At 56.2% G+C, this 22,532-nt stretch carries 17 protein-coding genes; 8 read left to right on the plus strand and 9 right to left on the minus strand.

Going from position 1 to position 22,532, the window contains the following annotated elements; translation table 11 throughout:
* Window positions 1-179 precede the first annotated feature (179 nt).
* The 3 genes from fdhD to VSX58_RS15900 all read left to right on the plus strand — a co-directional run bounded on the left by fdhD (window position 180) and on the right by VSX58_RS15900 (window position 4,690).
* Complete coding sequence (fdhD, locus tag VSX58_RS15890) at window positions 180-1,001, plus strand: formate dehydrogenase accessory sulfurtransferase FdhD (RefSeq protein ID WP_407654879.1); 822 nt, start codon at window positions 180-182, stop codon at window positions 999-1,001.
* Window positions 1,002-1,545: 544 nt separating this feature from the next.
* Window positions 1,546-2,172: a superoxide dismutase [Mn] gene (gene sodA / locus VSX58_RS15895; protein ID WP_327615086.1), complete on the plus strand. Its 627-nt coding sequence runs from the start codon at window positions 1,546-1,548 to the stop codon at window positions 2,170-2,172.
* 619 nt (window positions 2,173-2,791) lie between these two features.
* Entirely contained in the window at window positions 2,792-4,690 is a 1,899-nt protein-coding gene (locus tag VSX58_RS15900; protein ID WP_327618940.1) for a methyl-accepting chemotaxis protein, read from the plus strand.
* A 120-nt stretch (window positions 4,691-4,810) separates the two neighbouring features.
* Here the strand turns inward: VSX58_RS15900 and VSX58_RS15905 are convergent, their stop codons facing one another.
* The 8 genes from VSX58_RS15905 to VSX58_RS15940 form a co-directional block, all read right to left on the minus strand.
* Window positions 4,811-5,173, minus strand: coding sequence for a YibL family ribosome-associated protein (locus VSX58_RS15905; RefSeq protein ID WP_327618941.1), 363 nt, complete (start codon window positions 5,171-5,173; stop codon window positions 4,811-4,813).
* Between the two features lie 88 nt (window positions 5,174-5,261).
* The gene (locus tag VSX58_RS15910; protein WP_327618942.1) at window positions 5,262-5,792 is read right to left on the minus strand and encodes an MltR family transcriptional regulator; all 531 of its coding nucleotides are present in this window, start codon (window positions 5,790-5,792) and stop codon (window positions 5,262-5,264) included.
* A gap of 257 nt (window positions 5,793-6,049) precedes the next feature.
* Complete coding sequence (locus tag VSX58_RS15915) at window positions 6,050-7,198, minus strand: mannitol-1-phosphate 5-dehydrogenase (protein WP_327618943.1); 1,149 nt, start codon at window positions 7,196-7,198, stop codon at window positions 6,050-6,052.
* Between the two features lie 67 nt (window positions 7,199-7,265).
* Complete coding sequence (locus VSX58_RS15920) at window positions 7,266-9,185, minus strand: PTS mannitol transporter subunit IICBA (RefSeq protein WP_327618944.1); 1,920 nt, start codon at window positions 9,183-9,185, stop codon at window positions 7,266-7,268.
* Between the two features lie 458 nt (window positions 9,186-9,643).
* Window positions 9,644-10,789 carry an iron-containing alcohol dehydrogenase gene (locus VSX58_RS15925; protein ID WP_327618945.1) on the minus strand — a complete coding sequence of 382 codons (1,146 nt, stop codon included), beginning with the start codon at window positions 10,787-10,789 and terminating at the stop codon, window positions 9,644-9,646.
* 1,031 nt (window positions 10,790-11,820) lie between these two features.
* Entirely contained in the window at window positions 11,821-13,890 is a 2,070-nt protein-coding gene (gene glyS / locus VSX58_RS15930; RefSeq protein ID WP_327618946.1) for a glycine--tRNA ligase subunit beta, read from the minus strand.
* 9 nt (window positions 13,891-13,899) lie between these two features.
* Entirely contained in the window at window positions 13,900-14,829 is a 930-nt protein-coding gene (gene glyQ / locus VSX58_RS15935) for a glycine--tRNA ligase subunit alpha (RefSeq protein WP_327618947.1), read from the minus strand.
* A 214-nt stretch (window positions 14,830-15,043) separates the two neighbouring features.
* The gene (locus VSX58_RS15940; RefSeq protein ID WP_327618948.1) at window positions 15,044-15,850 is read right to left on the minus strand and encodes a sulfite exporter TauE/SafE family protein; all 807 of its coding nucleotides are present in this window, start codon (window positions 15,848-15,850) and stop codon (window positions 15,044-15,046) included.
* A gap of 182 nt (window positions 15,851-16,032) precedes the next feature.
* Between VSX58_RS15940 and VSX58_RS15945 the strand changes: the two genes are divergently transcribed.
* The 4 genes from VSX58_RS15945 (at window position 16,033) to ghrB (ending at window position 19,414) form a co-directional block, all read left to right on the plus strand.
* A complete protein-coding gene (locus tag VSX58_RS15945; RefSeq protein ID WP_327618949.1) occupies window positions 16,033-16,596 on the plus strand; it encodes a DNA-3-methyladenine glycosylase I in 564 nt (187 codons plus the stop codon).
* Entirely contained in the window at window positions 16,593-17,039 is a 447-nt protein-coding gene (locus tag VSX58_RS15950) for an N-acetyltransferase (RefSeq protein WP_327618950.1), read from the plus strand. Before VSX58_RS15945 ends, VSX58_RS15950 begins: the two co-directional genes overlap by 4 nt.
* Before the next feature lie 254 nt (window positions 17,040-17,293).
* The gene (locus tag VSX58_RS15955) at window positions 17,294-18,334 is read left to right on the plus strand and encodes an ADP-ribosylglycohydrolase family protein (RefSeq protein WP_327618951.1); all 1,041 of its coding nucleotides are present in this window, start codon (window positions 17,294-17,296) and stop codon (window positions 18,332-18,334) included.
* 117 nt (window positions 18,335-18,451) lie between these two features.
* Window positions 18,452-19,414 (plus strand): glyoxylate/hydroxypyruvate reductase GhrB, encoded by a 963-nt coding sequence (gene ghrB, locus VSX58_RS15960; RefSeq protein WP_327618952.1) that lies wholly within the window; start codon window positions 18,452-18,454, stop codon window positions 19,412-19,414.
* A gap of 139 nt (window positions 19,415-19,553) precedes the next feature.
* Here ghrB and VSX58_RS15965 read toward each other — a convergent pair whose 3' ends face one another.
* Window positions 19,554-20,762 (minus strand): aldose 1-epimerase family protein, encoded by a 1,209-nt coding sequence (locus VSX58_RS15965; protein ID WP_327615105.1) that lies wholly within the window; start codon window positions 20,760-20,762, stop codon window positions 19,554-19,556.
* 421 nt (window positions 20,763-21,183) lie between these two features.
* On the opposite strand from VSX58_RS15965, the gene VSX58_RS15970 reads away from it, so the two are divergent.
* Window positions 21,184-22,440 (plus strand): valine--pyruvate transaminase, encoded by a 1,257-nt coding sequence (locus VSX58_RS15970; RefSeq protein WP_327618953.1) that lies wholly within the window; start codon window positions 21,184-21,186, stop codon window positions 22,438-22,440.
* Window positions 22,441-22,532: the final 92 nt, after the last annotated feature.

Here is a 22,532-nt window from a genome sequence, read left to right on the forward strand (position 1 = left end):
AAAAGAGAATCTTAACTCTTCGAAGCAAATCACATTTTTACAACCAAAATAAAACAAATCGACAACCCGAATCCGGACGCGATCGCTGTTTTCAGAGAAAAGTTCGCATCGGCCGGGAGGCGGTGAAATAATAGCGGGATAAATCAGCGACATTGACTTACGACTCATAGGAATTCCAGGTGAAAGACGTTGTTAATCCGCAAACGATAGCGTTGCCGCCGGGCGCGCGCCGGCATGCCGTCAGCCATCAGGGGACGCTGGCGCAGCCGCAGACCGACTGGCTGGCGGAGGAAGTACCGGTGGCGCTGGTCTATAACGGTATTTCGCACGTGGTGATGATGTCGTCGCCGAAAGATCTTGAGCTCTTCGCGCTGGGCTTTTCGCTGTCGGAGGGCATCATTGCGTCGCCGCAGGAGATTTACGGCATTGACGTTCAACCGGTATGCAACGGCATTGAAGTGCAAATCGAGCTGTCCAGCCGCCGTTTTTCCGGCTTAAAAGCGCGGCGCCGGGCGATGGATGGCCGTACCGGCTGCGGCGTCTGCGGCGTGGAGCAGCTGGCGGAGATCGGCAAGCCCGTCTCCCCCCTGCCCTTTAGCCAAACCTTCTCGCTCAGCCGTCTTGAGTCTGCGCTGGCGCAGTTGGAAAACGTACAGCAGGTGGGCCGGCTGACGGGCTGTACCCATGCCGCGGCCTGGATCACGCCGGAGGGCTTGCTGGCCGGCGGCTGCGAAGATGTCGGGCGCCACGTCGCGCTGGACAAGCTGCTCGGCATGCGGGCGAAAAATCCATGGCGGCAAGGCGCCGCGCTGGTTTCCAGCCGGGCCAGCTATGAGATGGTGCAGAAGTCCGCCATGTGCGGCGTCGAGATCCTGTTTGCGGTTTCCGCCGCCACCTCACTGGCCGTCGAGGTCGCCGCGCGCTGCAATTTGACGCTGGTGGGCTTTTGCCGTCCGGGGCGCGCCACCGTCTATACCCATCCGCAGCGGCTGCGCGAATAATGTCCGCGCCAGAGGCAAGCGCGTAGAGAACGCCTTTGAACGTCGCTTGCGACGACCCAGAAAGGCTGACGAATCCCCAGAAAATAATTAAACGTTATTTAATCAATCGCCATAAATAACAGTATATTGTTTTTCCCTTCGCGTAAAAAATCGCGCTGAGGTGAGCGGCAGGACGCCGCGAAAGCCGGTGGCGCATCGGGCGCGTGCAGCGTCTTTACGAGCCATCCATTACCGCCGCTCATCGGACTTTGTCGGCAAACGCGGAACGGCGCTTAGTCTTATCGAGCATGACTTAGATTAATTTGTTTTTATCTCACCGCGGCCCCCCATAAGCGCCTGTTATATGGGCCTAAAGCGACCGGTCGGATCGTTTTCAAACAAGAATAATCATTTTCAATATCATTTAATTAACTATAATGAACCTAATTCTTACGCGGCGCTAACAAAAGCAGTGCCGCAATATTTTGTGTACTAGAATAATTGTGTACGATACCGCTTTTCAGTACTACAACATTTCGGTACTACAACCACGGAGATGCTAAACATGAGTTATTCACTACCATCCCTGCCCTATGCTTATGACGCGCTGGAGCCTCATTTCGACAAACAAACGATGGAAATTCATCACTCCAAGCACCATCAGACCTACGTCAATAACGCTAATGCAGCGCTGGAATCCCTGCCTGAGTTCGCCAAACTGCCTCCAGAGGAAGTGATCGCGCAATTGGATAAAGTGCCGGCGGAGAAAAAAACCGCTTTGCGTAACAACGTCGGCGGACACGCCAACCACAGCCTGTTCTGGAAAGGCCTGAAGCTTGGCACCACGCTGACCGGCGATCTGAAAGCCGCCATCGAGCGCGATTTCGGCAGCGTCGACGCTTTCAAAGAGAAATTCGAGCAGGCCGCGGCCACGCGTTTCGGCTCCGGCTGGGCCTGGCTGGTATTGAAAGATGACGGCAAACTGGCGGTGGTTTCCACGGCCAACCAGGATAGCCCGCTGATGGGCGAAGCCATTTCCGGCGCTTCCGGCTACCCGATCGTCGCTCTGGACGTGTGGGAACACGCATACTACCTGAAATACCAGAACCGCCGTCCTGACTACATCAAGGCGTTCTGGAGCGTAGTGAACTGGGACGAAGCCGCGAAACGCTTTGCTGAAGCGAAAAAATAATCCGCGCGCCGGAGAGCCGCCCGCGCTAATCCGACGTAACGCACAACCGGAATAACGAGCCGTTATTCCAAACGGCGGATCACTTAAGCCGATTTTTAGGGGAAACACCGGGGGAGGTTCCCGCAGGGATGCCTCACCCCGGTGGTTGCTCCGTCTACCTCGATATTTAAACGACCGGCATTAGCCGTTATTCCGGTTTTTTATCCTGCGCCCCCAGCCCGACGCCCTGCACGCGACGTTGAAAAGCGCTCCCGGCGCTGTTTTACCGCCTATTTCCCCCGCCGCGCGGCCATCCGAAATGTTAAAGCTTTATTGCTTATTGCCGATAATTCGTACGTGACTTTATCGTATGATTTTGATACCCGTCATACTTCAAGTTGCCTGTTCGTTGGCTTTATTACTCACCCCATCCGTGGGGCTCGCCCCGTTGGGGCCGCCGCAAGCGCTGTTCAAAAACGCTTTGGCGTTTTTGTCCTGCAACTCGAATTATTTAGGGTATATGCCGATACGTTGTACTTCACACGACATCTTAATGGCGCAGCTTTCCATGGTCGGCGGTATGAAATGTGATGCGGGCGCCGGAGGATGTATTCTGTTTATAAGATAATGGAAGAAAAAAATGGCGATAAAATTTGAAGATATCAACGTCGGTAAAAAATTAGGCTTAGGTTTCTTCCTGGTCTTAATAATGACGGTTATTATTGCCGGCGCAGGCGTCATGCATATCGAAGAGCTAAAAGAAAGTATTGATAAGGTAAATTTAAGTAATAATATCAATAACGAAATTAACCAGGCCAAATATTATCGCGTACGCTATAGCACAACTTATAATCCCGAAGATATACAGCAAAACAATGTCAGCATTGATAAGATCAACACCTATATCGCTCATGCCAAAGAAAAAAGCTGGCCGGAAAACATCAGCGCCAAATTTCCTCAGATAGAAAGTATGATTGCCGAATATCGGCAAAAGCAGCAGAGCTATATCGAGGCGATTAATAAAAAAGATAGCGTCAGGAAAAGCTGGAATCTTTCCGAAACGGAAGAACCATTAAAACAACTGGGCGCACAGCTCATTACGGACTACGCCACGCCGGCGCTGCAATTGCTGCTTTCCGATCTTAATTATAAATTGATGGCCGTACGCTACCACGTGCGCGGCTTATTGCTGTCGCGCGATGAGGAGGCGCAGGAAAAACTCGCCGCCGCGATTAAAGAGGCGCAAACCGCGCTGAACGCGCTGCACCAGCACCCGGATCTGTCGGCGCAGCAGAAGGAGACGCTTACGCCGGTCCTCGGCACGATGAGCGTTTATCAAGGGCGCGCGATGGCGTATATTCCCGCCTATCAGGAAGAGATGGCCGAAGCGCAGCAGATGCGGACTATCGCCGATCGGCTCAACCAGATCATCGAGTCCCTGCTTAACGAACAGCTACGGCTTACCCAGCATGATATCCGCAGCTCCGAGATCCAGATGGGCATCACCGCGCTGATTACGCTTCTGCTCGGGTTGCTGGTTTCCTGGTTTATCTCACGCCAGATTACGACGCCGCTGCACAATACGCTGGATATGGCCGAACGTATCGCCACCGGCGATCTCACCATGACCATCAATACCACCCGCCGTGATGAACTGGGCCAGCTCATCAGCGCCATGTCGAAGATGAACGCCAACCTGCATAACATGATCGATGAGATCCGCGTCGGCGTAAGCCAGATCTTCACCGCTTCCAGGGAGATCGTCGCCGGCAACACCGATCTCTCCTCCCGGACCGAGCAGCAGGCCGCCGCCGTTGAGCAAACCGCCGCCAGCATGGAGCAGTTGACCGCCACGGTAAAACAAAACGCGGACAATGCGCACCACGCCAATACGCTGGTGCTCAGCGCCTCCCAAACGGCGCAACAGGGCGGCGAGCAGGTGAATAACGTGGTGAAAACCATGACCGATATCGAGCACAGCTCCCGGCGTATCGCGGATATCACCTCCGTGATTAACGGCATCGCTTTCCAGACCAATATCCTGGCCCTGAACGCCGCCGTTGAAGCCGCCCGCGCGGGCGAGCAAGGGCGGGGATTCGCCGTGGTCGCCAGCGAAGTGCGCAATCTGGCGCAACGCAGCTCCCAGGCCGCCAAAGAGATCGCCAGCCTGATCGCCGAATCCGTCGAACAAGTGAGCAACGGGGCGGTACTGGTCGGCAACGCGGGTAAAACGATGAACGATATCGTCGCTTCGGTGACTCAGGTGCACAGCATTATGAGTGAGATCGCCACCGCTTCGGACGAACAGAGCCGGGGAATTACGCAGATCAATCAGGCGATCGTGGAGATGGACAGCACCACCCAGCAAAACGCCGCGCTGGTCGAGCAATCCTCCGCGGCGGCGGATTCGCTGGAAGAGCAGGCCGCGCTGCTGAAACAGGCGGTGTCCGTATTTCGTCTGTCAGGCACGCAGGACGACGACACGCCGTCCGGCATCGCGCTCTCCCGCCCGTCGCTACAGCTGAACGACAAGCGGTAACGTCCGCTGCCGCCGGCGCACTCCCGCGCTTTAATTGGTTATTCCCGCTAAGGCGGGAATCGCCGGCGGGGATAACGGAAAAGAAGCGGATAGCCTGCCGCTCAGTGCCGCACCGGCGGCTTAAAAGGGTTTCGGCGCGTAGCCCATCATCTCTTTTAACCCCATTTCGCGCCCCAGCGCCGTCATGGGGTGCACCACCACCAGTCCGCGGACGCTTTTCTTCAGCGCGCCCAGATTCGCCTGCTCTTTTTTGTCGATGGCGCGGCTGAAAGGCAGGCGAGTCAGCTTCTTCGCCTCCTGGCTGAGTTTCCGCTCCCGCGCATTGCGCAGCCGTTCGATTTCCGCCGTCAGCTTTTCGCACGCTGCCAGATTCAACGCCGTCGCTTCGGCGTCTCCCTGCTCAAGTAGGGCGACCTGTTGACGATTCAATTTATCCAATTGATCGCTAAGACGTTTAATTTCTGCTTTTTCCTGCTCTTTCATAACGTATCAACCTGTATAACGGGGGGATCATGCGGGGTGCAAGCATACACTAAACCCTATCGCAGGTGCAGTGCGGTGGGAATATCGGCTAAAAGGCTTTTTTCATGCTGATTTGGGAAATCAATTCCGTAAGCGATAACACCAGCGTGGAGCGGACCATCTGCTGATAACGCTGTTGCTGCATGCTAATCAGTAGGTCATCGGCGACATCTTCCCCGGCGGGAAGCGGCGGCTGCGCGGGCAACATGCCGACGCAGTGCAGTTCGCCGATCGGGCCAAGAATTTCATCATCGGTAAAACGGTAATGACGTCCGTCGTGCAACAACTCGTCGCTCAACGCCATCAGCAATTCCGCGTCCTCATACTCTTTACGGCCGATCATGCCCAGCCCGTAAATCAGCTTGAGGCGCACGCACAGATCCCCGAGCGGACCTGTGCCCATCATCAATGGTTCAACCGCATATTTAACGGCATAGTCATCCTTGCGGAACACTTGCAACATAAGAACACTGACCGCTTCGGCCAGTAAGTCGGCCGCCCGGAGCATAAAATCACGTACCGTGGATGCTGAATTGAGTGATTCAAGAACCCGGTTTTCAAACGCCTGTGTCTCTTCCATCGCTACTTCTCGTCCCGCTACCCGCACACAGATTATCTCCGACCCGGCGATGCTTTCTACCGGCGAATGCGGCGACGCCGGTTATACCCGGCATCGCCAGCTCCAAACATCAACGGTTATATACCCGTCATACACCGGCCCGGTCCGTAAAAGGCCCACGCGTCGCGTTGCGCAAAACGGTAACCTTGTGTCCCGCAACGCGAAGTATGTAGGATATAAACGTAATCAGGGATCACCAAGCAGAAACGATCCGCCCATTACCGCATGGCGTTATACACACTCACCGCCTGCGCGACAACTTTACTCTGCGCATCCAGACCTGAAATCTGCGCCAGCGCCGCCTGCGGTCCCTGTTTTTCCAGCAATGCGGCCAGTTCGCGCGCCTGCGGATCCTGTTCGCAACGGAAATGCATCGCGGCGGCGATACCGACGATTAGATTATCATGCGGCAAGAGGTATTCCAGCGTCCCCAGCAGCGGTTTGATCAGCCGGTCGCCGGCGCTCAGTTTACGCAAGGGCTGACGCCCCACGCGTTCGACGTCATCATGCAGGTAGGGGTTTTCAAAACGGCTGAGAATTTTATTGATATAGGCCGCATGTTTCGCCGGATCGAAACCGTAGCGTTTAATCAATACCGCGCCGCTCTCTTCCATCGCGCCTTTAACCACGGCGCGTACGTTAGGATCGAGGATGGCGTCGCGAATCGTCTGATGCTTAAGCTGCCGGCCCAGATAGGCGGTGATGGCATGACCGGTGTTTAGCGTAAACAGTTTGCGTTCGACAAAAGCCATCAGGTTATCGGTCAGCTCCATGCCCGGGATGGCCGGAGGCGTTCCTTTAAACTGCGTCTGGTCGACGATCCATTCACTGAAAGTTTCAACCGTCACGGCCAGCACATCGTCGCTGCCGGCTTCGGAAGGCGGTACGATACGATCGACGGCGGAATCGACGAAACCCACATGCTGCGCCACCCACTCTTGCCGATCGGCCGGCAGCAGCTTCAGCACATGCTGTTTCAGTTGGCTGGTGCCGCGCACCATATTCTCACAGGCGATAATATTCAACGGGCGCGCGTTGCCGTCCGCGTGGCGCTTCACCAGCCCCTGCGCGATGGCGCCGGCGATCTTTTCCAGAATTTGCGGCCCGACGGCCGTCGTGACCAGATCGACGTCGGCAATCAGCGCCGCCGCTTGCGGACTGCCGCTATGAACGGCGCTGACGTTGCTGACGGTATCAAGCCGCGTCTGCTCTCCCACGATGCGAACCTGATAGCTTTTGCGCTGGTTCAGCGCATCCAACAGCGGCTGATTCACGTCCGCGAAGGTCAGTTCGATATTGGCGTCGACCAACAGTTTACCGATGAATCCACGACCGATATTTCCAGCACCAAAATGTAATGCTTTCATTATGCTTTACCCTTTTAAAACAACATGCTGACAAGAGGCCGCCCGCGCGGGCGGCGTCACCGTAAACTCAGGCGCTCTTTGTGCCCGACAGCAGGTCGAGCACGTCCTGTACGTTCTGGGTATGCGCCAAACGCTCAATCACGGATTCATCGTCCAGTGCATTGGTCAGGCTGGTAATTACCTGAATGTGTTCGTTATTACGGGCGGCGATACCGATGACCAGGCGCGCGACCTCATCGTCGTTTTCGCCGAAACGCACGCCGTCGGGGTACTGGCAGAAAACCACGCCGGTTTTCAGCACCTGATCTTTGGCTTCGATCGTCCCGTGCGGCACCGCGATGGATTCGCCCAGATAGGTCGACGTCAGTTTTTCGCGCTCCAGCATGGCGTCGACGTAGGCAGGCTCGACGTAGCCCCCTTTCACCAGCTGTTCGCCGGCGAAACGGATGGCCTGTTCTTTGGTGGTTGCATGTTGGTTGAGGAAAACGTTGGCGGCGCCAAGCTGGAACAGCTTCGCCCCTTCGCCGGCGACATCCGGTTTGGCGGCCGCGGCTTCCGGCGCGGCGGGAGAGGCGCTGCCTTGCGCGGCGGTCAGGCGGGCGACCAGATCGCTATACAGCCGGCTATCAAGGAAGTTGGTCAGCGAGATATGTTGAGCCTGCGGCGCATGACGCAGCGCGCGCTCGGTAAGATCCCGGTGGGTAATCACCAGATCGACATCCGGCGGCAGGTTATTGATTGCGCAGTTGGTTACGGAAACATTTTTCAGCCCGGCGTCCTGCACTTTCTTACGCAGCACGCCGGCGCCCATGGCGCTGGAGCCCATCCCGGCATCGCAGGCGACGATGATTTTACGCACGGTGCTCAAATCGCCGCTGACGCCGACCTCGGCGCGATCCGCTTCTTTTGCCGACGATTTCAGCGCCTGCATACGACGGGTGGCTTCGCCAAGATCTTCCTCCGTTTTGTTTTTCGCGCTTTTCAGCAAAATAACGGAAACCACGAAAGACACCGCGAATGCCGCCACAATCGCTACGATATTGGCGAAGTAGGCGCCTTTTGGCGTCATAGCCAACACCGCCAGAATCGATCCGGGAGACGCCGGAGAGATCAAACCGCCGCCCAGCAGGCCGAGCGTAAACACGCCGGTCATCCCGCCGAGGATAACGGCGATAATAAGACGCGGATTCATCAGCACGTAAGGGAAGTAAATTTCGTGAATCCCGCCGAAGAAGTGGATGATGGCGGCGCCCGGAGCGGACTCTTTCGCGTTGCCGCGGCCGAAAAGCATATAGGCGATCAGCACGCCCAGGCCGGGACCGGGGTTCGCTTCAATCAGGAAGAAAATGGATTTGCCGGTTTCGGTCGCCTGCTGAATCCCGAGCGGCGAGAAGATGCCGTGGTTAATGGCGTTGTTCAGGAAAAGAATTTTTGCCGGCTCGACGAAAATGGAGGCTAACGGCAGCAGGCCGTTGCGCACCATCACGTTAACGCCGGCGGCCAACGCCTGAGAGAACAGTTCGACCAGCGGGCCGATGGCCAGAAACGACAGGATCGCCAACAGCATGCCGATAATACCGGCGGAGAAGTTGTTGACCAGCATTTCAAAACCGCTTTTTATTTTGCCGTCGACCAGGCCGTCGAAACGCTTAATCGCCCAGCCGCCCAGCGGGCCGGCAATCATCGCCCCCATAAACATGGGAATATCCGTCCCGGCGATCACCCCCATCGTGGTGATGGCGCCGACCACGCCGCCGCGTTCGCCGAAGACCAGGCGACCGCCGGTATAGCCGATCAGCAACGGCAGCAGATAGCTGATCATCGGCGCGACGAGTTTCGCCAGCGTTTCGTTAGGCAGCCAGCCGGTAGGAATAAATAGCGCGGTAATAATACCCCAGGCGATAAATGCGCCAATGTTGGGCATCACCATGTTGCTAAGAAAGCGACCAAAGTTCTGAACTTTGATCTTGATGTCTGGTGAAAGCATAAAAACACACTCCTATTGAACGCGCTGACAATGAGAGCGCGTGGTCATGATCGTGAGACGGAGTGAGCAATTTCCGTCCGCATCCCCGTATGCAGGTCGGACTCTAACATTCTGTTTTCACTTAGCAATCAGATGGAATTTTGTGATATAGATCACATTTCTGACACGCAAAATGGGCGCAAATAAGTGATGTTAATCACAAAAAAAGGCGTTTTTGTACAAAATTTGCGCATTTTGGGAGTAACGAAGATGTGATGCAAATCACAATTTCGTAACATGCATTTGTTCAATTTATGGGAGAGAAATCACAATTTATTTGCGATTGAATGGCGAATCGGACGGGCGAAACGCGCTATCGGTTAGTCGATCCGCGTAACGCGTTCATCAGGCGCGCGCAAAAAATAACGCCCGCTCCCGACGCGTCGAGAACGGGCGTTAGCATCGCCGGACGGCCGCCGTTAGCTTCCGTAGTAAGAGACGGTATACAGCGCCTTCATATCTTCCACTTTCGGATGGCCGGGATTGGTTAGCGTACAGGGGTCGTCCAGCGCATTCTGGCTCATGCGGTCGAGCACTTGAGTGAATTTATCTTCGCTGAAATCCACCTCGTCGCACTCGCGGAACGTATCGGGAATGTTTAGCCGATGATTCAGATCGCGGATGGCCTCGGCCAGATTGATAATGCCGAAACGCTTCTCAATCTGTTGATATTTATGGGTCCAGTGGCGATTAAACTGAATCACGTACGGTAGCATGATGGCGTTGGCCAGTCCGTGGGTAACGCCGAACTCGCCGCCGATCTTATGCGCCAGCGAATGAATGATTCCCAGGGAGGCGTTGGTGAAAGCGATCCCCGCCAGCGCGGAGGCGTTATGCATATGGAAACGCGCCTGCATATTGTCGGGGGAGAGGTAGGCGGTTTCCAGATTCTCGAATACCAGCCGAATCGCTTCCAGCGCGTAGGGGTCGGTAAACGAACTGGCGGCGGTAGAGACATAGGCCTCCAGCGCGTGGGTCAGCACATCCATCCCCGAATACGCCGTAATGTGCGGCGGACAGGTCGCCGGAATAGCCGGATCGAGAATCGCGATATCCGGCACCATATCCGACGCCACGATGGGGTATTTAATATGGCTTTCCGTATCCGTAATCACGGAAAATGCGGTGATTTCCGAAGCCGAGCCGCTGGTGGAGGGAATGGCGACGAACTTGGCCTTGTTGCGCAGCGGGGGCATCGCGCCGACGGGCAGGATATCCGCCAGCGTAAGATGCGGATGCTCATAGAAACACCACATGACTTTTGCCGCATCGATAGCGGACCCGCCGCCAATCGCCACGATCCAGTCCGGCTGAAATTCAAGCATCGCTTTGGCGCCGCGCTGCACCGTCGCCACGGAGGGGTTCGGCTCGACGTTGTCAATCAGCAGGCAATCCATCCCGGCCTGATTGAGCAGTTTCTCGGTCTGAGCCAAAAAACCATGCCGTTTCATCGAACTGCCGCCGGTAACGATCGCCGCCCGGCTGCCCCGCAGGGAGGTAAGCCGCGCCAGCGCATTTTCGCCGTAGGTGATATCACGCGGGATGGAAAAATTAATCGCACTCATAATGAACTCCTGTAATTAATAGTAAGCTATATAAAATAGTGCTACGGCAAACAGAGAGTCACGGTGCCATCGGGGGGGAAATCCCCGGCTTTACCCGTCGTATTTCAACTTGCACAATGCGGCGCCGGGTTTGCCGGCGCCTCCTGCAACTCGAATTATTTAGAGTATATTATTTTTATTCTTTTTCATTCCAGCCGTTCAACAACAGGACTGCGCCTCTGTCTGGTCATCAAGAGATTAAATACCTTTTTCCGCTGCATCTGCGTTGGCTCTATTATTCGCCCCATTTATGGATTTTCTCCTGCTGAGCCGGCGTCAGCGCGATTTCTTTACGTAAACCATATGCCTTGAAAAACAATTCATTGTTACTTAACTGAATTTAAAAATAATTATTCATTATTTTCTAGGAGCAAAAAAATACCCGACATCTTATTTAATCCCCTAGATTTTACGCCAGTAACTGACTGGGGAGACTGAAAAATCAGCCAGAAGCAGGTTGAACGCCGCCTACGGGGCGAGCAAGAACCAGCCTACCTGAAGTTTGAAAGATAACGAACATAACGCCTATTGGCATAAGCGCTGAATAACATCATGCTATTATTTTATTTCTACTCCCATTTAAACCAGGCATAGCCTGAATTTCTTCGCAGTATAACCGTGGCATCGGGTGATAATTGTGATCTTTATTCTATTTCATAAAAAATGAAACCGAATAAAACCAACACTTTTTTAGGGGGATAGTTAATTAAAACGGCATCATTGATATACGTAAAAATAACCGCAGGAATGTTGAAAATGTGGAATGTGAATTAATTATGTTCGTTAATAAAATGATGTTTAATTTATATTTACCTGTTAATCAATTAGCCCCAAAAGGCGTTTTCATCCGGTCGCGTCGTACAGGATGAAATATTCCGACGACGATGAAAAACAGCGTCGGTTTATTCCCCGCCCGCGCGTTGATACGCCCGCCGGCGGGCGTATCCGGGATAAACGCCCCCTTTTCAGCGCGAAGAGAGGGCGTGAAGGCACTACTGCAACAGCGAAATATCCGCCACTTTCAGGAACAGGTTACGCAGCGCGTCAAGCAGCGTCAGGCGATTGACGCGCACCGCCTCGTCGTCCGCCATCACCATCACCTGATCGAAGAAGGCGTCGACCGGTTCGCGCAGTTCGGCCAGCTCAACCAGCGCTTCCTGATAGCGTCCCGCGGCGAACAGCGGCTCCAGCTTGTCGCGCAACACCACCAGATAGGTGGCCAATTTGATTTCCGCAGGGTCCTTCAGAACCGCCGCATTCACCTGCTCATTCAGCGTATCGCTGGATTTCGCCAGAATATTGGAAACCCGTTTGTTGGCCGCCGCCAGCGCGGCGGAAGCGTCCAGCGTGCGGAAATGGCTCACCGCCTTCACCCGGGCGTCGAAATCCGCCGGACGGGTCGGACGGCGCGCCAGCACCGCCTGAATGGTGTCCACGCTGTGCCCTTCCTCCTGATACCAAGCGCGGAAACGGCCGAGCATAAACTCAATCACGTCGTCCACCACCTTGGCGTTGGTCAGCTTGTCGCCGTACAGGCGCACCGCTTCTTCCGTCAGCGTTTGCAGATCCAGCGGCAGTTGCTTTTCAACGATGATGCGCAATACCCCTAACGCCGCGCGGCGCAGCGCAAACGGGTCTTTGTCCCCTTTCGGATGCTGCCCGATGCCGAAGATCCCCGCCAGCGAGTCCATCTTGTCGGCAATCGCCAGCGCGCAGGCCACCGGGGAAGAGGGCAAATCGTCGCCGGCGAAGCGCGGCTGATACTGCTCGTTCAGCGCGACGGCGACATCTTCCGCCTCGCCGTCATGACGCGCATAGTGCATGCCCATCACGCCCTGGGTGTCGGTAAATTCAAACACCATGTTGGTCATCAGATCGCACTTGGACAGCAGGCCCGCGCGGGTAGCGTGATTCACATCGGCGCCGATCTGTTCGGCGATCCAGCCTGCCAGCGCCTGAATACGATCGGTTTTATCGCGCAATGAGCCGAGCTGCTGCTGGAACAGCACGCTTTCCAGACGCGGCAGATGATCTTCCAGACGTTTTTTCCGGTCGGTATTGAAAAAGAACTCCGCATCCGCCAGACGCGGACGCACCACTTTCTCGTTGCCGGCGATAATCTGCCGCGGGTCGCTGGATTCAATATTGGCGACGAAAATAAAGTTCGGCAGCAGCTTGCCGTCGTCGTCGTAAACCGGGAAGTATTTCTGGTCGCCTTTCATGGTATACACCAGCGCTTCCGCCGGCACCGCCAGGAATTTCTCTTCAAATTTGGCGGTCAGCACCACCGGCCACTCCACCAGCGAGGCCACTTCTTCCAACAGGGCGTCATTCAGATCGGCGTTACCGCCAATCTTGCGCGCGGCGGATTCTGCGTCCTGTTTGATTTTCGCCTTACGCGCCGCGTAATCCGCCATCACTTTGCCGCGCTCCAGCAGGATGCCGGGATATTGCTCGGCGCTGTCGATGGTGAACTCCGCTTCGCCCATAAAACGGTGGCCACGCAGGGTGCGGGCGGAATCGATCCCCAGCACCTGTCCCGGGATCAGCTCATCGCCCAGCAGCATGACGACGGTGTGCACCGGGCGCACAAACTGGGTCTCTTTATCGCCCCAGCGCATCAATTTCGGGATCGGCAGTTTAGCCAGCGATGCGCCGACCATGCCCGCCAGCAGCGCCTGGGTCCGCGCGCCTTTAACCTGCGCGCGGTACAGCAGCCATTCGCCTTTATCGGTTTTCAGGCGCTCAGCCCGATCGACCGTAATGCCGCAGCCGCGCGCCCAGCCTTCGGCCGCTTTGGTCGGCTTGCCCGCGGCGTCAAACGCCTGCGCTATCGCCGGGCCGCGTTTTTCTATTTCGCGATCCGGCTGCGCGTCGCTCAGGTTCGCCACTTTCAGCGCCAGGCGGCGCGGCGCGGCGAACCATTCCACGTCGCCGTGGGTCAGGCCGGCGGCGTCCAGCTCCGCGCCGAAGTTCACGGCGAAAGATTCCGCCAGATTACGGAGAGCCTTCGGCGGCAGCTCTTCCGTGCCGATTTCCACCAGAAAAGTCTTGTCAGTCATGGCTGCCTCTTAGCTCTCTTTCTTATCGCTTATGTTCTTGGTACACAAAGGGAAGCCCAGCGCCTCGCGGGAAGCGTAGTAGGCTTCGGCCACCGCTTTGGTCAGGGTACGAATACGCAGGATGTAGCGCTGACGTTCGGTAACGGAGATCGCCTTGCGCGCGTCCAGCAGGTTAAAGCTGTGCGCCGCTTTCAGAATACGTTCGTAGGCGGGCAGAGGCAGCGGCGTTTCCAGCGCCAGCAGGTGCCGAGCCTCTTTTTCATACTGCTCGAAGCAGGTAAACAGAAAATCGACGTCGGCGTGTTCGAAATTGTAGGTCGATTGCTCCACCTCGTTTTGGTGGAACACATCGCCGTAGGTGGTTTTGCCCAACGGGCCGTCGCTCCAGACCAGATCGTAAACGCTGTCCACGCCCTGAATGTACATCGCCAGACGTTCCAGACCGTAGGTCACCTCGCCGGTGACCGGCTTGCACTCCAGACCGCCGACCTGCTGGAAGTAGGTAAACTGGGTCACTTCCATACCGTTCAGCCACACTTCCCAGCCCAGCCCCCAGGCGCCCAGCGTCGGGTTCTCCCAGTTATCCTCCACGAAGCGGATATCGTGGACCGTCGGATCCAGCCCCAGCGCTTGCAAAGAGCCAAGGTACAGCTCCTGGATATTGTCGGGAGAGGGCTTAATGACGACCTGGAACTGGTAGTAGTGTTGCAGACGGTTGGGGTTTTCGCCGTAGCGGCCATCGGTAGGACGGCGGGACGGTTGTACATAGGCGGTCGCCATCGGCTCCGGGCCGAGCGCCCGCAGGCAGGTCATCGGATGTGAAGTGCCTGCGCCGACTTCCATGTCCAATGGTTGAACGATGGTGCAGCCCTGGCGCGCCCAATAATCCTGTAACGTCAGGATCAGGCCCTGGAAGGTCTTGGTATCAAACTTTTGCATTTGGATTCGCACGCGATACAGTGGATTGACAATGAAAGGCGTCAGTATACCCTCTGAGTGCGAGATATACAGCCGGAATGCGGCAACAAGTTCATATCGATGCTATTTTACGGCCAAGGTATCCCCTCATACTTCAAGCTGCCTGCGTTGGCCTTGTTGCGCGGCCCATCCGCCAGCCGCGCCCCGTTGAAGCCGCCGCAGGCGGCCCGGCGACTCAACCGGCAAACACCGTCTGCAGCATCTTCAGGCTTAGCAGCAGCAGCAGACCGGCAAAGATTTTTTTCAGGGTGGCGACCGGCAAACGGTGGGCCAAGCGGGCGCCGACCGGCGCGGTGAAGTAGCTTACCGCCGAAATCAGCACCACCGCCGGCAGAGAAACATAGCCGAGGCTGTAGGAGGGCAATCCGTCCGCCGACCAGCCGTTTATCATGTATCCCAGCGCCCCCGCCAGCGCGATGGGCAGACCGACCGCCGCCGAGGTGCCGATGGCCTGTTGTATACGCACGTTACACCACGTCAGAAAAGGGACGGTTAATGAACCGCCGCCGATAGCCACCAGCGCGGAAATGCCGCCGATGCACAGTCCGGCCAGCGAAATCCCCGCGTTGCCGGGCAACTGGCGCTGTGGTTTAGGCTTGATATTCAGCACCATTTGCAGCGCGACATAGGCCATAAAGCAGGAGAAGAAGATCGCCAGCGCCCGCGTCGGCAGCAGTGTCGCCAGCCAGGTGGCGGCGAAGGTGCCGATCAGGATAGCGGGCGTAATGCGCCAAACCACCGGCCATAACACCGCCTGATGCTGATGGTGAGTGCGCAGGCTGGAAATCGCCGTAATCACAATCGCCGCCATCGACGTGCCCAGCGCCAGATGCACCAGATGCGCATTGTGCACGCCCTGAGCGGCGAACATCGCCGTCAGCAGCGGAACCATGATGCCGCCGCCGCCGATGCCCAATAGTCCGGCCATAAAACCAACGACCGCCCCTAAAGCCAGATAGGCTAAAATCCATTCAACCGCCATTCCCCGTCCCCCGACTGTTACTCATTATCGCTTTTGTTAGATAGCTTCATCGCCGACCGCACGCCGGACGCATAAGGCTGGTTGCATATACAGCAGTTAAAATGTCATGATGGCGCAATATCAATATCAGCAACCTCACTAAATAACAATCCGTATCCAGAGCTTAACGATAGGATAAAGCGATGAAACGATGTGGTTGGGTCACCCAGGATCCGTTATATCTGGATTATCACGATAACGAATGGGGAAAACCCTGCACCGATAGCCAAAAACTGTTTGAGCTACTCTGTCTTGAGGGTCAGCAGGCCGGGCTTTCCTGGATTACCGTGCTGAAAAAACGCGCAAACTACCGCCGCTGTTTCCATCGGTTCGATCCGCGCCGCATCGCCCAAATGACTTCGGCGGACGTCGATGCGCTGATGCAAGACAGCGGCATCATTCGCCACCGCGGAAAGATAGAGGCCATCATCGCCAACGCCCGCGCCTGGCTGGCGATGGAGAGTCAGGGCGAAGACTTCTCCCGTTTTGTCTGGTCGTTCGTCGACAATCAGCCGCAGCTTAACCGCCCGGCGTCCCTCGCCGACGTGCCGGCCAAAACCGCTATTTCAGACGCCATGTCGAAGGCATTGAAAAAACGCGGCTTCAAATTTATCGGGTCCACCATCTGTTATGCGTTTATGCAGGCCGGCGGACTGGTTAACGACCACGTCGCCGACTGTTTCCGCCGGCAGGACCTGGCGCCATGATCCGCGAATACCGAGCGCGGGATCTGGAGCCGCTGATGTCGCTCTGGCTGGAAAGCACTACGCTGGCGCACCCTTTTATTGACGCGGACTACTGGCGGGAAAGCGCTCCGCTGGTGCGCAACGTTTATCTTCCGCAGTCGCAAACCTGGGTATATGAAAAGCCGCAACGCCTCGCCGGCTTTATCAGCGTGCTGGAAAAGCGTTTTATCGGCGCGCTGTTTATACAACGGCGCGATTATGGCCGGCAGATCGGCGCCGCTTTAATCAACCACGTTCAGCGCCAGTTTCCATTGCTTAGCCTGGAGGTGTACCAGCAAAATGCGCGCGCCTGCGCGTTTTACCGCAAACAGGGCTTTGTCGTCGTCGATGAAAAGTTTAATCAGGAAACTCAGTCCGCAACACTTATTATGCAGTGGGCTAATCCTTTTATCCGCCACTATTAACTCTCTCTCCACGCCTTTATTCTCAGCGCCGATAAAATAAACCCTCACAATTACCTCAACCAACATCCGTAAACGTTCTATCCTTTTTATATCTGGTGTTACGCTATCAACTAATGCTTCCGCCTTAGTTGTTTAATCACGACCCGGTCATTGCTTAAGCTATTTAATTGAAAAATCAACCAATCATAACGACATAGCCAATTGGATAATCTCTTCTGGAAAAAGAAACCATCCTGGCTTGTTAAGGATGTGCCATGACATCAAATAAACAAAACCATATTAGTGGTGCGTTATATGGTCAAATGTTGGGCGATGCAATGGGAATGCCGTCGGAATTGTGGCCACGGACACGGATAAAGAACCATTTTGGCTGGATCGATCGTTTCCTGCCCGGCCCGCAGGAGAATATCGCCGCCCGTTATTTTAACGCCGCGCAATATACCGATGACACCGCAATGGCGATCGCGCTGGCGGACGCCCTGATAGAGTGCGAAGGCCAGATAGAACCGACGGTAATCGGGCGCCGCATTCTGAAGTGGGCGCTCGCCTGCGGCGCATTTGAGAAAAATATCCTCGGCCCGGCGTCAAAGAGCGCATTGAACGCGTTACGACAGGGAAGCGATATCCGTGAATTGGAAAACAACGGCGTCACCAACGGCGCCGCCGCGCGGGTATCCCCATTAGGCTGTCTGTTGTCCACGCATTCGCTAAGCGATTTCATCTGTAATATCGAGCTGGCGTCCAGCGTGACGCATAAATCCGATATCGCCGTCGCCGGCGCCGCCACGATAGCTTGGGCGATATCGAAAGCGGTTGACGGCGCCTCCACCTGGGGCGGGATCCGCAATGAACTCCCCGCGGTCGCCCAGGCGGCGCAAAATAGGCGCGTAACCACCCATAGCGCGTCTCTGGCCTGCCGTATCGAACTGGCGCTGGAGACGGTAACGCGCGCCAACTGCGCTCAGGGCGCAATGTCGCGCATTTACGATCTGATCGGCACCGGCGCGGAAATGATTGAATCGGTCCCGGCGGCGATCGCCATGGTCGAGCTGGCGCAAACCGATGCCAACCGCTGCGCCATCCTGTGCGCCAATCTGGGCGGCGATACCGATAGCATCGGGGCGATGGCGACGGCCATTTGCGGCGCCATAAACGGCGTAACCAGCATCGCGCCTCATTTCAAACAACGGTTGGATGAGGTCAACAAGCTGGACGTCGAGCGCTACAGCGGCGAACTTCTGCGTTTGCGCAGCCTGCGGGAACCGGTGCGTCGGACGCCGGCCACCCAATACTGATTCTCTTTTACCGCTAACGTTATTTCATCGTGCATACTATTATCGTGTGGCCTACGGCCATACGATGCCGCCAATCGGTATGCGTGCTTTAATCTCCTTAAATTGCCGGAGTTCGCGATGAAACCTAACGTTATTCTGTACAGAAAGATCCCTGACGACTTACGCGCCCGTTTAGACCAACACTTCGCCGTCACCGAATTGGACGATCTCCCCTGCGGTAATCACCCGGCGCTGGCTCAGGCAGAGGGCATCATCGGTTCGGGCGGTAAAGTGGATAAAGCCTTTTTGCAACGCTGTCCGCGCCTGCGCGCGGCCTCCACCATTTCGGTGGGCTACGATAATTTCGATGTTGATGCGCTGAGCGGGCAGGGCGTCATTCTGATGCATACCCCCACGGTATTAACGGAAACCGTGGCGGATACCGTGCTGGCGCTGATGCTGAGCAGCGCGCGCCGGGTGGTGGAAGTGGCTGAAAGGGTCAAGGCCGGCGAATGGAAAGAGGGGATCGGCAGCGACTGGTTCGGCACGGATGTCCATCATAAAACCATCGGCATTCTCGGCATGGGGCGTATCGGCCTTGCCGTCGCGCAGCGCGCGCACTTAGGATTCAGCATGCCCGTACTGTATAACGCGCGCCGCCGTCATGCGCAAGCCGAGACGCGCTTTAACGCCCGCTATTGCGATCTGGATAGCCTGCTGGCCGGCTCCGATTTCCTGTGCATTACCCTGCCGCTGACGGCCGAAACGCATAACCTGATTGACCGCGCGCAGCTGGCGAAAATGAAACCCGGCGCCATTCTGATCAACATCGGCCGCGGCGCCGTGGTCAACGAGCGCGCGCTTATCGACGCGCTGAGCGACGGCACCCTCCACGCCGCGGGGCTGGACGTTTTCTCTCAGGAACCGCTGCCCGTCGACTCCCCGCTGCTGAGCCTGCCCAACGTGGTGGCTTTGCCCCACATCGGCTCGGCCACGCATGAAACCCGCTACGCCATGGCGGCCTGCGCCGTCGATAATCTGATCGCCGCGCTGAGCGGGCAGGTGAAAGAAAACTGCGTTAATCCGCAGGTGCTGAAATAGGATCCGTCATTTAGCGCCCTTCCCCTTCGGCGAAGGGATATCCTGTTCCATGGGGATAAATCGCACGGCGGCAAAATAGAGACGCCGCTTTGCCCGGCGACAGGCAAAGCGGCATCGGGACGCGGCCGGCGTCTGCCGGTTACTCAACGGCGATCGGTTTTTCCGTCACCGTGGTTTTATTCTCTCCCTGAATGGCTTTGACCCGCTGTTCCGTTTTCTGTACCGCCTCGGCGCTGCTCAGCAGGCTGTAGGTCAGCTCAAAGGTGGTGCTCTGTCCCGGCTGCAGCTGTTTTACCCGTCCCTGTTCACGCTCGATGGTCACCGGATAGGCGTAGCTGGTGCCCGGTTCAATGCCGGTGACATAGCCCTGTTTCACCGTATCGGTGTTTTTCCATAGCGTCAGCACCGGCAGTTGGCGGGTATCAAAATCAATCGATACGCCTTTATCGCCGGCGCGATTGAACAGCGCCGCCAGCGTTTTCCCCTGTCCGTCGGCATACGGCGTCAGGTTAAAGACCATTTCATCAAAGTCCTTGGTCGGACCCTGATAAATTTGCCACTCTTTCAGACCCGCTTTGGCGTAGTCGTTGAACGGCGAAATCTCTTTCACCGGCGCGACAAAACGCGCGCCCTGTTCCAGAATCGGCGTGCTGAAGTTGCTGTGATAAATAATTTGGTAATCGCGCACATAGTCGGATTTATTGGTCAGCACGTCATGAACGGTGAAGGATTCGCTGCCGGGGATGTAACGCAGCTCGGTCCAGGTTTCCAGATTCGATTTCTTAAAGCTGTTCTCTTTCAGCAGCCCGCGCACGGTGATCTGATAAGGCGCTTTTTCACTGACGTCGACCACCACTTTCGAGGCGGGCGTATTGCCGGCGCGGCCGTGCAGGGTATACACCATGCCTTTATCGACCACCGGGTGGCCGGTCCATTCATAACCGCAGCGCACCATCATCTCATTGAAGCCTTCCAGCCAGCCCAGCCCGCCGCGGCTTTCCAGGTTAATGGTATTCGGGTTCACCACCTCATCGACCGGGGAGTCCCACCCCAAGCGGATATCTTTACCGGTGACGTGCAGCAGATCCATGCCGCGGCTTGGGCTCAGTACGATTTTTAACCCGTTTTGACTGGTGATGGTAATGATTTTACTGCCTTCCTGACGCCCGCCGCGCAACACGCTTTGCTCAATGCTGAAGTGCTGATCCTTAATCTTCAGCGCATCGCTGCCAATTTGCCAATTCCCTTTCTCCACGTTGCTTTCAGCATCCGTCAGCACAAACGTTTGAGCCGATAGCTGCCATGATGCGAGGGCCAAAGAAATGCCCAGTGCCAGTAACTTTTTCATTTCGTCGTTCCTTTTTGCTGAATTGATTTAGCCGGTACGCGCCAAGACTACAAATCAGCAACGATTCGGAATGTGATACGAATCACCAGTTCAAGAAATAGACTTTTGCCACTCAATATTTCCTACCGAGATCACATTATCATCAAAAACATTAATGTTTTTTGCACAAAAAAGACGTATGGATCGGCTAAAGCTGACATCGATTCAGCTCGCCATTAGCCGCTGCCGGCCGTGGAATATCACCATCGCGGCGCGCATCGCACATGGCAAATGAAGCCGCCGCGCGGCCAGCGCATTATTCCTAAATATAAATATATATTAGAATAATATCCCGAACGTTTGATTATTCGCCACATTGCATCCTGGTTGCGCAGGCGCTATGGTGGCGCTCTATTCATGTATGGCCATTGATCGACAAACTATGAACTTCTCTCTTTTCGGCAACAAATTCACCCGTCATGCAGGCATCACGCAGCTAATGGATGACATGAACGAGGGGCTCCGCACGCCTGGGGCAATCATGTTGGGGGGCGGCAATCCGGCGCATATTCCGGCGATGGATGCCTATTTTCAACAACTCTGTCAGGAGATGCTGGAACAGGGAAAACTCACCGAGGCTCTGTGCAATTACGACGGCCCGCAGGGAAAAGACGCGTTGCTTAACTCGCTCGCCGATCTGCTGCGCGACGAGTTAGGCTGGCAGATCGGACCGCAGAATATTGTGCTAACAAATGGCAGTCAGAGCGCGTTTTTCTACTTATTCAACCTGTTTGCCGGACGCCATGCCGACGGCGGCCGGCGCAAGGTGCTGTTCCCGCTGGCGCCGGAATACATCGGCTATGCGGATTCCGGTCTGGATGAAAACATGTTTGTCTCCATCCGTCCGCAGATTGAGCTGCTGCCCGCGGGGCAATTCAAATATCACATCGATTTCGATCGCCTGTCGATCGCCGAGGATATCGGGCTGATTTGCGTCTCCCGGCCGACCAACCCAACCGGCAACGTACTGACCGACGAAGAGCTAATGCGGTTGGATATTCTGGCGCAGCAGCACGACGTGCCGCTGCTGATTGATAATGCGTACGGCGTTCCCTTCCCCGGCATCATCTTCAGCGAAGCCACGCCGCTGTGGAACCCGAACACGATTCTGTGCATGAGCCTCTCCAAGCTGGGGCTGCCCGGCTCGCGCTGCGGCATCGTCGTTGCCGATGAGAAGATCGTTTCCGCGCTGGGCAATATGAACGGCATTATCAGTCTGTCGCCGGGCGCGGTGGGGCCGGCGATCGCCCATGAGATGATCCGGCGCGGCGATTTGCTGCGGCTCGCCAATGAGACGATCCGCCCGTTCTACCAGCGGCGCGTCACGGAAACCATCGCGCTGATCCGCCGCTATCTGTCGGAGGAACAGTGCCTTATTCATAAGCCGGAGGGGGCGATTTTCCTGTGGCTATGGTTTAAGAATTTGCCCATCACCACCGAAGCGCTTTATCAGCGGCTGAAAAAGCGCGGCGTATTGATGGTGCCGGGCCACTACTTCTTCCCCGGTCTGGAGCAGGAGTGGCCGCACGCGCATCAGTGCCTGCGTATGAACTATGTGCCGGATGCGCAGAGCCTGGAGCGCGGCATCGCCATTCTGGCTGAAGAAGTGGCAAAAGCCATGCGGGAAAGCGGCTGTTAACCCGCCCCGGCGCTTGATCGCATCGTCATCCCCGCGCTTTAATTTCGTCATGCCCGCGCAGGCGGGCATCTCGGCTACGCGGTCTGCGGTGT

The sequence above is a fragment of the Brenneria populi genome (assembly GCF_036016195.1).
GTDB lineage: Bacteria > Pseudomonadota > Gammaproteobacteria > Enterobacterales > Enterobacteriaceae > Brenneria > Brenneria populi.

Bases quoted from the DNA above. Each gene is read 5' to 3' on its own strand.
- sodA (WP_327615086.1), top strand. From the start codon at position 1,546: ATGAGTTATTCACTACCATCCCTGCCCTATGCTTATGACGCGCTGGAG.
- VSX58_RS15900 (WP_327618940.1), top strand. From the start codon at position 2,792: ATGGCGATAAAATTTGAAGATATCAACGTCGGTAAAAAATTAGGCTTA.
- VSX58_RS15905 (WP_327618941.1), bottom strand. From the start codon at position 5,173: ATGAAAGAGCAGGAAAAAGCAGAAATTAAACGTCTTAGCGATCAATTG.
- VSX58_RS15910 (WP_327618942.1), bottom strand. From the start codon at position 5,792: ATGGAAGAGACACAGGCGTTTGAAAACCGGGTTCTTGAATCACTCAAT.
- VSX58_RS15915 (WP_327618943.1), bottom strand. From the start codon at position 7,198: ATGAAAGCATTACATTTTGGTGCTGGAAATATCGGTCGTGGATTCATC.
- VSX58_RS15920 (WP_327618944.1), bottom strand. From the start codon at position 9,185: ATGCTTTCACCAGACATCAAGATCAAAGTTCAGAACTTTGGTCGCTTT.
- VSX58_RS15925 (WP_327618945.1), bottom strand. From the start codon at position 10,789: ATGAGTGCGATTAATTTTTCCATCCCGCGTGATATCACCTACGGCGAA.
- glyS (WP_327618946.1), bottom strand. From the start codon at position 13,890: ATGACTGACAAGACTTTTCTGGTGGAAATCGGCACGGAAGAGCTGCCG.
- glyQ (WP_327618947.1), bottom strand. From the start codon at position 14,829: ATGCAAAAGTTTGATACCAAGACCTTCCAGGGCCTGATCCTGACGTTA.
- VSX58_RS15940 (WP_327618948.1), bottom strand. From the start codon at position 15,850: ATGGCGGTTGAATGGATTTTAGCCTATCTGGCTTTAGGGGCGGTCGTT.
- VSX58_RS15945 (WP_327618949.1), top strand. From the start codon at position 16,033: ATGAAACGATGTGGTTGGGTCACCCAGGATCCGTTATATCTGGATTAT.
- VSX58_RS15950 (WP_327618950.1), top strand. From the start codon at position 16,593: ATGATCCGCGAATACCGAGCGCGGGATCTGGAGCCGCTGATGTCGCTC.
- VSX58_RS15955 (WP_327618951.1), top strand. From the start codon at position 17,294: ATGACATCAAATAAACAAAACCATATTAGTGGTGCGTTATATGGTCAA.
- ghrB (WP_327618952.1), top strand. From the start codon at position 18,452: ATGAAACCTAACGTTATTCTGTACAGAAAGATCCCTGACGACTTACGC.
- VSX58_RS15965 (WP_327615105.1), bottom strand. From the start codon at position 20,762: ATGAAAAAGTTACTGGCACTGGGCATTTCTTTGGCCCTCGCATCATGG.
- VSX58_RS15970 (WP_327618953.1), top strand. From the start codon at position 21,184: ATGAACTTCTCTCTTTTCGGCAACAAATTCACCCGTCATGCAGGCATC.